The sequence below is a fragment of the Pelotomaculum sp. FP genome, assembly GCF_004369245.1.
GTDB classification, from domain to species: Bacteria; Bacillota; Desulfotomaculia; order Desulfotomaculales; family Pelotomaculaceae; genus Pelotomaculum_C; species Pelotomaculum_C schinkii.
The window spans coordinates 13,567-27,325 of the sequence record NZ_QFGB01000013.1 but is presented as its reverse complement, the minus strand read 5'-3'; the positions used below and the strand labels follow the sequence as shown (position 1 = coordinate 27,325).

The following is a 13,759-nucleotide window of genomic DNA, read 5'->3' as shown; positions in this document are numbered from 1 at the left end:
AAACCCTCTCAACGACCACCTTATAATAGCCGAGGAAGCACCGGAGCAACCAGCCGAAGAAAAAACGGAAAAGCCGCTGCCTCGTGCTCTGTACTGGGAATATCTGCCCCAGGTTATCGACAGGGTGCGAACAGACGAGATTTATCCTTACCTGCGGGACCGGGACAGCGATCCCGACATCGCCAAGCAGGAGCTGGACGAGGCCCTTGACCGGATTGCCCTTTCCATGCGGGAGGAACACCCGGACTTTTACGAAGCCTACGCCACCCTACCGCAGTTTCGGGAATGGCTCCAGGAGGACATGTTCCAGCGGACCTATCAGGATTATCTGACGGAACCCCGCGACCTGGCGGCCATCCACGGCGACGACCCCGCTGCGCCGGAGTGGGCGCGGCAAACTGATGATACGACCGTTATCCGCCAAAGGGATACCAATACCTTCGACAGCGACAGCAGTAAAGATGAAAAATCCTCCGTGGAACTTGACTCGGAGTTGCCGGACGGCCAAGCCGGGGAAACAGGAAAGCAACCAGCCGAAAAAGAAATAGCCGCGGGCCTGGAATTGTCCATCGACGGCCGCCGCTTTGCCATTGACACGATTGACGAGGAAACCGGCACGGTCAGCCTGCGGGACATCACCTTCCAAAACGGTGTAGGCTTCCCCATCTTCCGCCGGGAGAGCGTCGGTTTCGTGCGCCGCCTTTTGGAGCAGCAGAAGGCCCAGGGCGGCGAGGCTGCCAAAGCCCGCCTGCACCTTGTGCCGGAACCACCGAAGCAGCCCCGCGTCAATTTCCGGATCACCGACGACAACCTGGGCGTAGGCGGCCAAAAGACCAAGTATGCCTGGAATGTCGCGGCCATCCGTCTGGTCAACCAACTGGAGGAAGAAAACCGGCTGGCCACGCCGGAAGAACAGGAGATCCTGTCAAAATACGTCGGCTGGGGCGGCCTGCCGCAAGTCTTTGACAAAGACAACCCCCAGTGGGCGAAGGAATACGCGGAGCTGAAGGAGCTGCTGGACGAAGACGAATACAATTCCGCACGGGCCTCCACCCTCAATGCCCACTACACGTCGCCCGTCGTGATTAAAGCCATCTACACCTGTTTGGAAAACATGGGCTTTCAGACCGGCAACATCTTGGAGCCCGCCTGCGGCAGCGGCAACTTCTTTGGCCTAGTGCCCGAGAGCATGAAAAACTCCAAGCTCTACGGCGTGGAGCTGGACGGCGTCACGGGCCGGATCGCCAAGCAGCTTTATCAGCAGGCCAATATCGCGGTGCAGGGCTTCGAGGAAACCAACCTGCCCGACAGCTTTTTCGACCTGGCTGTCGGCAACGTGCCCTTCGGCAGCTATGGCGTAGCAGATAAGCAATATGACAAATACAAGTTTTACATCCACGACTACTTTTTCGCCAAAACACTCGATAAGGTAAGGCCCGGCGGAATTATCGCCTTCATCACGTCCAAAGGCACGATGGATAAGCAAAACCCCGAGGTGCGCAAGTACATCGCGCAGCGGGCCGAGCTTTTAGGAGCGGTCAGATTGCCCAACAACGCATTCCTTGCCAACGCCGGAACCGAGGTTACCACTGACATCCTCTTTTTGCAGAAGCGCGACCGCGTGATGGGCGTGGAACCGGACTGGGTGCATCTCTCCACCACCGAGGACAGCGTACCCGTCAATCAATATTTTGCCGACAACCCGGACATGGTGTTGGGCACGATGGTCTTTGACAAGAGCATGTACGGCAACGAATCCGAGACCGCCTGCCTGCCCCATGAGGACGCCGACCTTGCCGAGCTTCTCCGGGAGGCGTTGGAAAACATCCACGCCGAGATTAATGATTACGAGATGGACAATATCAGCGAGGACACCGATACCTCCTCCATCCCGGCAGACCCCAGTGTCCGTAATTTCAGCTATTCCCTGGTGGACGGCGAAATCTACTTCTGGGAAAACAGCCGGATGAACCGGGTGGAAACCTCCGTCACAGCCCAGGGCCGCATCAGGGGCATGATCGAACTGCGGGACTGCGTTCGTGAGCTGATCGAGTACCAGACCGAGGATTACAGCGACGAAACCATCCGGATGCAGCAACGCAAGCTGAACCGGCTGTACTATGCCTTTACCGCCAAATACGGCCTGATCAACAGCCGCGGCAACAGCATGGCCTTTGCCGACGACAGCGCCTACTGCCTGCTCTGCTCCTTGGAGGTGCTGGACGAAAACGGCGAGATGGAGCGCAAGGCGGATATGTTCAGCAAGCGCACCATCCGGCAGCGTACCAGCGTGGCCCATGTGGACACCGCCGCCGAAGCCCTGGCCATCTCCATCGCGGAAAAAGCCTGCGTAGACTTAGGTTTCATGCACAGCCTGACCGGGCTTTCCGAGGAACAGCTTGCCGACGACCTGCAGGGCGTGATCTTCCGCAACCTCGGAGACCAAGACCCGGCTCAAGTGCCGAAAGCCTTTTTCGATATCACCCGCTGCCCCTTCGTTACCGCCGATGAATATCTTTCCGGCAATGTGCGGAATAAGCTCCGCCTGGCCAGAGGGCTTGCTGAAATGCAGCCCGGCCTTGCGGAGCAGATCGCCTCCAACATCAAGGCGCTGGAAGCGGTGCAGCCCAAAGACCTGTCCGCCTCTGAAATCGACGTGCGTTTGGGCGCGACCTGGCTGCCTCCCGATGTGGTAAAAAACTTCATGTTTGAACTGCTGGAAACGCCGCCCATGTACCGGCAGTATATCGATGTTTTCTATTCAAGCTATACCGCCAACTGGAACGTCAAGGGCAAGAACGACGACTGCAGCGACAACATCAAGGCCAACGTCACCTATGGCACCAAGCGCGTCAATGCCTACAAGATTATCGAAGATACCCTCAACCTGCGTGACGTGCGCATTTTCGACACCATCTACGAGAATAACGTCGAGAAAAGGGTTTTGAACAAAAAGGAAACCGCCATCGCCCAGCAGAAGCAGGAGGCCATCAAGGAAGCGTTCCGGGATTGGATATGGAAAGACCCCCAGCGCCGGGAGCGGCTGACAAGAATCTACAACGACCGCTTCAACTCCATCCGGCCCCGCGAATACGACGGCAGCCACATCCGCTTTACCGGCATGAACCCGGAAATCACCTTGCGCCAGCACCAGGTGGACGCGGTGGCCCATATCCTCTACGGCGGAAATACCCTGCTGGCCCATTGCGTGGGGGCGGGCAAGACCTACGAGATGGCCGCCGCCGCGATGGAAGGCAAGCATTTGGGGCTATGCAACAAAAGCCTGTTCGTTGTGCCCAACCACCTGACGGAGCAATGGGCCGGGGAATTCTTGCAGCTTTACCCCAGCGCCAACATCCTGGTGGCTACCAAAAAGGACTTTGAAACCAAGAACCGCAAGAAATTCTGCGCCCGCATCGCCACCGGCGACTACGATGCGGTGATCATCGGCCATAGCCAATTCGAGAAAATCCCCATTTCCGCTGAGCGCCAAAAGCGCCAAGTGCAGGAGCAAATATGGGAGATTACCGACGGCATCCGGGAACTCAAGGCGGAGCGCGGCGAACGCTACGCCATCAAGCAGCTTGAAAAGACCAAAAAGAACCTAGAATTGAAGCTGAAAAAGCTCAACGACACCAGCCGCAAGGATGATGTCGTGACCTTTGAGGAACTGGGCGTTGACCGGCTGTTCGTGGACGAGGCGGATTTTTACAAAAATCTGTTCCTCTACACCAAGATGCGCAACGTGGCGGGCCTGGCCCAAACCGAGACCCAGAAGTCCAGCGACTTGTTTGCCAAATGCCGCTACCTGGACGAACTGACGGAAGGCCGCGGCATTGTTTTTGCCACGGGCACGCCCATTTCCAACTCCATGACCGAGATGTACACCATGCAGCGGTATCTGCAATACGAAGCCCTGCGCCAACAAGGGCTTCAGCATTTTGACTGCTGGGCCTCCACCTTCGGGGAAACCGTGACCGCCATCGAGCTTGCGCCGGAGGGCACGGGTTACCGGGCCAAAACACGCTTCGCCCGGTTCTACAACCTGCCTGAACTCATGAGCATGTTCAAGGAAATCGCGGACATCAAAACGGCGGATATGCTGGATCTCCCCGTACCTAAGGCCAACTACCGCAATGTGGCCGTCAAGCCCAGCGAGTTTCAACAGGACATGGTGGCCGAGCTTGGCCAGCGCGCTGAAAAGGTGCGCAACCGGATGGTGGAGCCCTATGAGGACAACATGCTGAAAATCACCAACGACGGCCGCAAGCTGGCCCTTGACCAGCGGTTGGCCAATCCCATGCTGCCCGACCATGAAGAAAGCAAGGTGAACGCCTGCGTGGATAATATCTTCCGCTTCTGGCAGGACCACCGCGGCCAAAAGCTGACCCAGCTTGTTTTCTGCGACCTGTCCACCCCCAAGAACGACGGGAATTTCAACGTCTACGACGATGTGCGCCAAAAGCTCACGGCCCGCGGCGTTCCCGCCGACGAGATTGCGTTTATCCACGACGCCAACACGGAAACCCGCAAAAAGGAGTTGTTTGCCAAGGTGCGCACGGGACAGGTGCGCGTCCTTATGGGAAGCACCTTTAAAATGGGTGCGGGCACCAATGTCCAGGACCGCCTGATCGCGTTGCACGACCTGGACTGCCCCTGGCGGCCCCGCGACCTGGAGCAGCGCAGTGGCAGGATTGTCCGCCAGGGCAACAAGAATGACGAGGTACACATCTTTCGCTATGTAACGGAAAATACCTTCGACGCTTATCTTTACCAGATTTTGGAGAATAAGCAACGCTTTATCTCGCAGATCATGACTTCAAAATCCCCGGTGCGTTCTGCCGAGGACATTGACGAAACGGCGCTTTCCTACGCGGAAGTCAAGGCGCTGGCGACGGGCAACCCGCTCATTAAAGAGAAGATGGATTTAGACATCCAGGTTTCCAAGCTGAAGCTCCTGAAAGCCAACCATCTAAGCCAACATTATGCTTTGGAGGACAGATTGCTCAAACACTTCCCCCGCCAGATCAAATCCACTGAGGAACGCGTTGCGGGCTACGAGAAGGATATTGCCCGGTATGAAAAGTACAGTGCAAAGGAACCCGCCGGGGAGAAGGCCGAGGAAAGCAAATTCGCGGGCATGACGGTCAAAGACATTTTCTACCCCGAAAAAGCCAAGGCGGGCGCGGCCATCCTGGAAGCCTGCAATCTGATGACCTCGCCGGAGCCGCAGCAAATGGGCAGCTATCTGGGATTTCCGATGCTGTTTTCTTTCGATGTCTTTAACAAGAAATATCAAATCACGCTCCAGGGCGCTCTCAGCCATACGGTGGCCTTGGGCGCGGACGTTCACGGCAACATCACCAGGCTCAACAACGTCCTGGCCGATATACCATTGGAACTGGAATATTGCCGGGAACAGCTAAAAACCCTCCACCAACAAATGGAAACGGCCAAGAAAGAAATTGAAGCCCCTTTTGAGAAGGAGCAGGAGCTGCAAAGCAAATCCGCGCGGCTGCATGAACTGAACATCCTGCTGAATATGGACAAAGCAGAAAACGAGATCATGGACGACCAACCGGACGAGGACCTGGATATTCCCGAAAAAAAGGCCGTGGGCTATGAACGGTAAGAGATGAATACGCTTTAGCAGTTTTGACTTTCTATTTTCCCAGGCTTACAGTTAAACAAAAAACCAGGAAGGAGGCGTGTGATGAACGAACCTTTTATATTTCAGACCCTGCCGGAGCGGATTGCGGCGCTGTTCCCCGAAATTGACAGCGACACCGCCATTGACTTGCTGCACAATAATGATGAGTATGGCCAGCTCCATCAAAGAAAAGGGGAACTCACGGAGCGGCACCCTTTCATTTCGGCTGTCCTGGAGGGCGGGGGGCCGGTTGCTCTGAGCGCGAAAGAACATAAAATTCTTACGGACTACCTAGATACAGCAACCCGAATGGAGGACATGGAGCGTATGCAGCTTTATTTTCGCGGGCATACGGACGGCTTTTCCTATCTCAAAAAAATCGGCGCAATATAGCCGCATTGTAAAAATTCCTTGAAGAAGCATCGGAAGACAAAGTCCGGTGCTTTTTCATGTTTGGAGGTGATCGCTATGCCTTATGTGGCCCCGGACCAGATTAAGCACGCCAAACAGATGGATCTGCTGACTTATTTGCAGCATTACGAACCCCAGGAACTGGTGCACTTTTCCGGCAACGTCTATACCACCCGTACCCATGACAGCCTGAAAATCTCCAACGGGAAGTGGTGCTGGTGGTCCCGCGGCATCGGCGGGCGCTCCGCCCTGGATTATCTCATCAAAGTCCGGGGCATGACGCTCCCCGAGGCGGTCATGCGGATAGACGGGCAGGCAGTTGTTGTTCCACCTGTCCCATCAAAGGCGCGGGAAACCGCCGAGCCGAGAAAGCTGCTGTTGCCGGAGAAAAATAAGAGTAATGATCGTGTGGTTGCATATCTTAGAGGGCGCGGCATACACAGCACCTTGATTGATTACTGCATCCGCACGGGACGGCTGTATGAGAGCCGGGATTACCATAACGCGGTCTTCGTTGGTTTAGACCTGCAGGGCGTTCCCCGCTACGGGATGCTCCGGGGAACCTGGGGCAAACGATTTGCGGGGGACGTCAACGGCAGCGACAAGCGATTCTCCTTCTCGGTTCCGGCAAGGGTTAAATCCACAAAGCTGCACCTGTTTGAAAGCGCCATCGACCTTTTATCCTACGGCACGTTGGAGCTGCTTTCCGGCAGGGATTGGCGGCGGGAAAACTGCCTCTCCCTGGCGGGCATTTACAAGCCGAAAAAGAACATCGGGGAAAGCACCCCGCCCGCCGCTCTAACGCAGTACCTCAAGGATTACCCGCAAATAACCGAAATCGCCCTGCATCTGGACAACGACGCACCGGGAAGGCTGGCGGCGGAGACCATCAAGGCCCTCCTTCCCTCCACCTGCACCATTACCGATGAGCCTCCTCAGCGCGGGAAGGACTATAACGACTGCTTGAAAATGTCGTTAGGGATAAGACGGCCGCAGGAAATTGAAAGGTTCTAACGGAATTGCCGATTGATTCCATAACCTGGAGAAAATATAATAGGGTTAGAATTGTACAATTTACGATGAAAATCTCTTTGAATGGAGAAAGTTATGTTTGGAGCTGGTTGGCTGAATTTAGGAAGTCTTGTACTTGGGTTAATTGCATGGATACTTCCTGTTGTTAATCTCGTTCGGCACAATAAGGCTGACCGCAGAAACTGGGTTGTCTTTTCCGTAGCAAGCGTCAGTACCTGTGCCATCTCATTGTGTATGCAAATTTTCTATACCGATCATTTGGTAAAGATAGAGGATTGGTCAGCACTTATGGATACTTCCCATGCGGTGGCATTGGTCGCCACATTACTTCTTGCAGTTACAATTATCCTTAATGTAATTACATTGGTTGTATATTATAGAAAAAGTTAAAAGACTGAATTCCAATTTGTCAGCCATCTTAGACTTCAAATTATTTATAAAACAGGAATTTGTCGAGCTAATGATCAAGCATACATATGCGTTATAGCTTGGGAAGGGATAGATTGAATAATGCTATCAAAAGAATTTATTGAGCAACTGATTGAAACGGCTGATCAAACGATTCAAGCGGCAATAGCTGCAATATATGAATATCAGAAAGGAAAAACATACATCCCGACATACTACAGGTATCCAGAGATATTCCTAAAGGGTATCGAAGAGCATGAATCATATAAAGAAATGGAAGCAAACATTCCTGCTTTCAAATGCGGTATTAAGTTTCTTACTGACTCCACCTACCAATCGCCAGCAAACTATGGAGAGCTTTTACGTGGTAGTGATGGGCAGTTTCAAATTAATTGCCATAGTTTGGAGAGCTTTGACGAACTACTGCGGTTGTTCAAAAGCGTACCCGATGCCAGCAAGGCACTTGTTTCCGAAGAAAAATATATAGATTCTGCAATTGTAAGCTTGGTGGCCAATATTACCAATAGATATCTTTATATCACGAAAAAGTTCAAATCTGGTGATTATGACTCTGAACTAACAAAATCTCTTATTGCACAGCAGCTTACTCGCTTATACGCTGAAAACTTGAGTGTCAATATATGTGTGCCGATTTGCTTCATGACCTTTGAAGCAGATGAAACTGAAATTGCAAAAGGCATCTCAATTTTAAAAATGTCACAAGATTTTCAAATTAGTCGGTATAATGCTGCTCATTTTGAATCTACGCAGGAAAGCAATGTTGTTCAATGCGCACTATTCATGCTGAAAATGAGCGGATATCATATCAAAAACAATGATAGAGATGCCGTACATAATGCGGTAGCGAATTATTGGGCATATCCTACAGAGATTATCGACGATTTCTTTGCTGCTATTCGTATTGCTGTTGGTTGCAAAACCGGATATGGACAATTGTTAATTGAGCCGATAGGTTGGGCAGACAAATGGACAACAGATTTACCGACAGTGTACGGTGCGAATGTACGTGCATTTAATCATAACGAGGTCGAAACGAAGTTTTTCGGCTACAGTATATATAACGCTAATAAAAGCGATTTAGATTTAATCAAAACATTGTTTACTACAATTAGACAGAAACGAATGGATTCCAAGCATAATAAAGCCTTTAGAAAGGTTTTTATTGCTATACAACGCCTTAATCGCTGTATGCTAAGAGAGGCGGATGACGATACGGCATTAGACGCTATAATCGGCATAGAAACGCTGTTGTCAGGAGACACACAAGGGGAAATTACATATACAATCTCAAATAGAATTTCAGTGGTAGCAGCAAAACTTGAATGCTGTCCATATTCGCCGCAGGATATGCGTAGAGCAATGAAAACCATATACGGGTTTCGTTCTGATATAGTCCACGGAAGAGATACGAAGAAGAACAGCATGATTGCTATTGACGGAAAGCAAGTAGAATCAAAGAAACTTGCTGTTGAATTTCTTCGATATTCATTATTGTTTATCATTGGCAATCAAGAGTACCTTGAAGTAAAAGAATTTGAAGCAGCATTTGATAGTGCACTATCAAACAATGATTCGAAGTGAGCTATCAAGGACAGACTTTTTTGCTTGCATTTTTCCAAGTCGTCCATTATGTTTAATAACTGTTGCAGACAAATTTCAATTTGAGAGACAGCAAAACAAAAATTTGTATTTTTTCCATGACATAATGATAGTGCCATGATATAGTAAGTTAAAGAAAGAGGGAGTGTATTGATGTCGGTAATTCTGTAAGGGTTTAGGTTAAGGGCATGAAACGAGCAGTAGTTCTGCTTTTGTTTGTGTTGTCAAAAACTGCCTTACAGATTGAATGAGCATCCATTATTTATAATGGTGTAATTTGTAGCGCAGTATCATACTGCGCTTTTTTGTTTTCTTTCTATAAGGCGAAAATTAGAAAGGAAGAATACCATGTATCCATTTACAGACCAGTTTATGTCCAATGATAAAAATGTTGAGTTCTTGAAAGCCACCATGATGGGGCCAAACGCCATGCGGTTATCAGAGGAATTGTCGTCACACCTGAACGTCAACGAGAATATGCGAATCCTTGACCTCGGCTGCGGGTGTGGTCTTTCCACGCTTTATTTGACGAAAAAATATGGTGCATCCGTTTTTGCCGCCGACCTTTGGATTTCGCCAACTGAAAACTATGAGCGGTTCAAATCTATCGGGATTGATGATAAGGCCGTTCCGATTTCCGTAGACGCGACCAAAGGCTTGCCTTTTGCAAACGGATATTTTGACCTGTTGTTCACTGTGGGTGCTTATCATCATTTCGGTGATACGCCAGAAATGCTCCCGTCGCTCATTCCTTTTGTGAAAAAGGGTGGCTATATCGCCATGGCGATTCCTGGCATAAAGTATGAATTTGGGGAAAATGTCCCTGATGAAATGAAGCCGTTTTGGAATAATGAGGTGGCAAGGACTATTCATTCTCTTGCTTGGTGGAAAAACTTATGGGAAACAGAAAAAGGTATTGAAATTATTGACATTCGTGAAATGCTCTGCTGTAAACAGTCGTGGGATGAATGGCATACCAGCTATTGGCAAGGTATCGAGGAAGATATAAAGATGAGGGAAGCTGAAAACGGAAAGTATTATAATCTTATTCAGTTGATTGCTAAAGTACTCTGAATACCTTTGTTGCCCCCTTTGGATTCCCCCACAACAAAACAGGCTGTATACTCCCTCTGCGGGAGCATACAGCCCTTTTGTTGTCAACAGCCCGTTTCACGGTCTGCATGTAGTTCCTTGTAAACTGACTTAATGGAAAAACTAAGTTCTTCTTACTCGAATTATTACAAACAGCTTGAAACCGCAAACAAAAAATTGTTGAAGCAGTATCCAGAAATCGAAAATCTTAATAACTAAATTATCAGGTGGAAATCAAGGAAACTCTTTGTATGACCGTCGAAATCGGAGCGAAAGACGCGGAACAGGCCGAGGCGATAGTACGAGCAGCATACAAAAACGAAGATTACATTCTCGATGCAGAGCATTTTACCGGCGTGGATTTTTCCACACACGAGAAAGAAATGAATGCTCGAAGCAAAGAACAAAAGCACCGCGGGCAGGAGCGATAACCTCCCTGCCTTTTTTTTCGGCTGGTCATTTCTGAGAACAACCGTAACCGATCTTTCAACACAAGACCATTGTCTTGTGTTGCAGCAAGCACTGAATTTGGCTAGCCAAATTCGCTTGTTAGGGGCTCTCGCCCCTAATACCCCCTTCATGTTGTACTCCCCATCAATCAAGAAAAGAGGTGTTATGAATGAACGAGCTTCAACAAAAGTGGCGGGAGGAATTTCGCGGCCTCATCGAGTGCAAGGACATCCATCCTCCGCGAAAGGACCCGGAACGATGAGAAAGCGGAATATCCAAATCATTGTACGGCTGAACGCCAAAGAACAACAGAATCTTGCCAAGCAGGTAAAGAAATCGGGGCTTTCACAGGAAGCATTTATTCGTTCTCTCATCAGCGGCTATGTGCCCAAGGAGCTGCCCCCTCTCGACTATTTTTCCATGACGCGGGAGCTGCACGCCATCGGCGGAAACCTGAACCAGATTGCGGCAAAGGCCAATGCCACCGGGCATATTGACAAAACGGCATTTCAATATGAAGCCAACCGGCTCAGAAAGGCGGTACAGGACATTATAGAGGCGGTCACAGCGCCGGAAAGGAGAACCTAATGGATAAGAAAACACTACTAATAAACCGTATCCACCGGAACTTTGCGGACTACAAGGCAAAGCTGCTCAAAGTGGACGGCCAGGGCATCTTTGAAAAAGCGGAAGAAATCGCCCCCTATACCCAGGTTCACCGAAATATGACAGAAAATCACAGTTATGAACCGGAGGAACTGGATTACCTCCTGTTGTTTCAAAACCCCCTTTAGGTTGTGACCGCCCAATATCAGGAGGAATTCCGGTATGTGGAAAATATGCTTGAGCTTATCGTGGCGAGAATCTGTGATAAACAAGATGGCCTTGCGGATTACCCTTTGATGAAAAAGCATGGGGAGCCGGAGCGATGACCAATGGCAACCACAGCAATATGGGACGTGACCGACCGCCTTGACCGGGTAATCGACTACGCCGCCAACCCCGAAAAAACCGAAAACCCTGATTTTATCAGTCTCGACTTTCAGGGCTTGCGCAAGGTACTGGATTATACCCAGCAGGATGTCAAAACTGAAAAGCAGTTCTATGTGACAGGCATCAACTGCGACCTGGCCACCGCCTGCGAGCAGATGGGCCGCACAAAGCGGCAATATCAGAAGCAGGACGGCATCCTGGCCTTTCACGGCTACCAAGCCTTCGCGCCGGGAGAGGCCACTCCCGAAACCGCCCACGCCATCGGCGTGAAGCTGGCCAAAGAGCTTTGGGGCGACCGCTTTGAGGTGGTGGTATCCACCCACCTGGACAAGCAGCATCTTCATAACCATTTCGTCCTGAATTCCGTGTCCTTTAAGGATGGCAAACGGTATTACGACAACAACGCCACCTACGCCCTCATGCGCAAGACCTCCGACCGGCTGTGCCGGGAACACGCCCTGTCCGTCATCGAAAACCCGCAGCGCGGCAAGTCCAAGCACTATGCCGAATGGAAGGCTGAGCGGGAAGGCAAACCCACCTGGCGGGGCCTGATCCGTGAGGACGTGGACCAATCCATTGCCGCCGCCATGACCTTCACCCAGTTTATCGCCGCCCTGCGCAAACAGGGCTATGAGGTAAAAACCGGGGTGAAACACCTGGCGGTGCGTCCTTTAGGCAAACAGCGGTTTGTCCGGCTGAAAACCCTGGGCGACGATTACAGCGAGGAAGCGATTAAAAGGCGCATACTGCAAAACCGAGCACCCCAGCGGCCACCCCCCTTGCCGGAGCCGAAGCGAAAACGCTGCACCTTCAAAGGCTCCCTCAAGACAGCGAAAAAGCTCACCGGCCTGCAAGCGTTATACTTCTACTACCTTTATAAAATGGGCATCCTGCCCAAGCCCCGCGCATCCAGCAAAAGGACGCATTTTTTATTGCGCGAGGACTTGCGTTATTTGAATGAACTTATCGCGCAGACCAAGCTGCTCTGCAAAAACAATATTTCCAGCAAGGAACAGCTTGTCGCCTACCGCTCAACCGTGGAGCGGGAAATGAGCGCCCTGTCCGCCCAACGTAAGTCCCTTTACAACCGCATCCGCCGGTGCGGGGACGAGGAACAGGCGACAGCCTACAAGGAGCAAATCGCCGGACTGACCAAACAAATCAGCCAGCTTCACAAGGAGGTGAAGCTCTGCACGGGCATCCTGTCCCGTTCCGGGGAAATGCGGGAAAAGCTGTCCCGGATCAAACAGGAAGAAATCCAGCAGCGAAAGGGGGAAAAAGCCTATGAGCAGCGGAGCCGACGCCGTGGACCAAGCCGTCAGCCTGAGTCTTAAGGGGATCGAGGTAATGGCCAGAATCTCCGGCGAGGGGGCCAAAAACCTGGCCACTTATTTGTATGCCGTTCTCACAGACCAAAAGAAAACCAGGGGGAAAATCCGGCTGGAGGGGTTGTTGCGCAGCGGCAAGGAGCTGAAAGTCTTTGCGGTCAGGAACGAGGACTTGCAGAAATTCACCCGGGAGGCCAAACGCTACGGCGTCCTCTATTGCGCCCTCCGTGACAAAAAGGACACGGACGGCATGTGCGACATCATGGTGCGGGCCGAGGACGCCTCCAAGATCAACCGCATCGTGGAACGCTTCAAGCTGGCCACCGTGGACACCGCAATCATCAAGAGCGAAATCCAGAAATCCAGGGCTGCCAAGCAAGAAGAAAAAGCGTCTGCCGCCAAGGAAACGCCCGCCGAAAAAAGCGCGGACGATTTTCTGGACGAACTCCTGGCAAAGCCAGGTCAGCCGGAGCCGGACCAGGAGCGGACCGACAACCCAAACCCTACGACGGACCCTACAGCGGCGAAGGCGGAGAAATCCCCTCCGTCCGAGCCTACTTACGAGCGCAGCGGGAAAGCCGCCGGGGGTACGAGTGAACCGGAGCGAAAATCCGTCCGTCAGGAATTAAAGGAAATCCGGGAAGCCCACCGGGAGCAGGCGGAACCCAAGCGCGGACAATCCAAGGAGCAATCCAAATCCACCGGCCAGCCCGCCAAAGCGGGCCAATCGAAAACAAAATCCAAATCTAAAAAACCGAAAGAGAGGTAAATCCAA

10 protein-coding genes and 1 pseudogene are annotated in these 13,759 nt (G+C 51.4%); all 11 read left to right on the top strand.

What is annotated here, in order from left to right; translation table 11 throughout:
• Nucleotides 1-787 precede the first annotated feature (787 nt).
• Nucleotides 788-5,632 (top strand): annotated as a pseudogene (locus tag Psfp_RS07210) (N-6 DNA methylase); the annotation flags it as partial.
• 81 nt (nucleotides 5,633-5,713) lie between these two features.
• Nucleotides 5,714-6,043: a hypothetical protein gene (locus Psfp_RS07205; protein ID WP_134217879.1), complete on the top strand. Its 330-nt coding sequence runs from the start codon at nucleotides 5,714-5,716 to the stop codon at nucleotides 6,041-6,043.
• Nucleotides 6,044-6,118: 75 nt separating this feature from the next.
• Nucleotides 6,119-7,075 carry a DUF3991 and TOPRIM domain-containing protein gene (locus tag Psfp_RS07200; RefSeq protein ID WP_134217878.1) on the top strand — a complete coding sequence of 319 codons (957 nt, stop codon included), beginning with the start codon at nucleotides 6,119-6,121 and terminating at the stop codon, nucleotides 7,073-7,075.
• 81 nt (nucleotides 7,076-7,156) lie between these two features.
• Entirely contained in the window at nucleotides 7,157-7,483 is a 327-nt protein-coding gene (locus Psfp_RS07195) for a hypothetical protein (protein WP_243120522.1), read from the top strand.
• Nucleotides 7,484-7,603: 120 nt separating this feature from the next.
• Nucleotides 7,604-9,103: a HEPN domain-containing protein gene (locus Psfp_RS07190; protein ID WP_134217876.1), complete on the top strand. Its 1,500-nt coding sequence runs from the start codon at nucleotides 7,604-7,606 to the stop codon at nucleotides 9,101-9,103.
• 390 nt (nucleotides 9,104-9,493) lie between these two features.
• Nucleotides 9,494-10,195 (top strand): methyltransferase domain-containing protein, encoded by a 702-nt coding sequence (locus Psfp_RS07185; RefSeq protein WP_243120521.1) that lies wholly within the window; start codon nucleotides 9,494-9,496, stop codon nucleotides 10,193-10,195.
• 245 nt (nucleotides 10,196-10,440) lie between these two features.
• Nucleotides 10,441-10,644 (top strand): DpnD/PcfM family protein, encoded by a 204-nt coding sequence (locus tag Psfp_RS07180; RefSeq protein WP_243120520.1) that lies wholly within the window; start codon nucleotides 10,441-10,443, stop codon nucleotides 10,642-10,644.
• Nucleotides 10,645-10,921: 277 nt separating this feature from the next.
• Nucleotides 10,922-11,251 carry a plasmid mobilization relaxosome protein MobC gene (locus Psfp_RS07175; protein ID WP_134217873.1) on the top strand — a complete coding sequence of 110 codons (330 nt, stop codon included), beginning with the start codon at nucleotides 10,922-10,924 and terminating at the stop codon, nucleotides 11,249-11,251.
• Nucleotides 11,251-11,457, top strand: a complete 207-nt coding sequence (locus Psfp_RS07170; RefSeq protein WP_134217872.1) for a hypothetical protein — start codon at nucleotides 11,251-11,253, stop codon at nucleotides 11,455-11,457. The genes Psfp_RS07175 and Psfp_RS07170 overlap by 1 nt, the downstream gene beginning before the upstream one ends.
• A 141-nt stretch (nucleotides 11,458-11,598) precedes the next feature.
• Nucleotides 11,599-12,990: a relaxase/mobilization nuclease domain-containing protein gene (locus Psfp_RS07165; protein ID WP_134217871.1), complete on the top strand. Its 1,392-nt coding sequence runs from the start codon at nucleotides 11,599-11,601 to the stop codon at nucleotides 12,988-12,990.
• The gene (locus tag Psfp_RS07160; protein WP_134217870.1) at nucleotides 12,941-13,753 is read left to right on the top strand and encodes a PcfB family protein; all 813 of its coding nucleotides are present in this window, start codon (nucleotides 12,941-12,943) and stop codon (nucleotides 13,751-13,753) included. Before Psfp_RS07165 ends, Psfp_RS07160 begins: the two co-directional genes overlap by 50 nt.
• The last annotated feature ends 6 nt before the right edge of the window (nucleotides 13,754-13,759 follow it).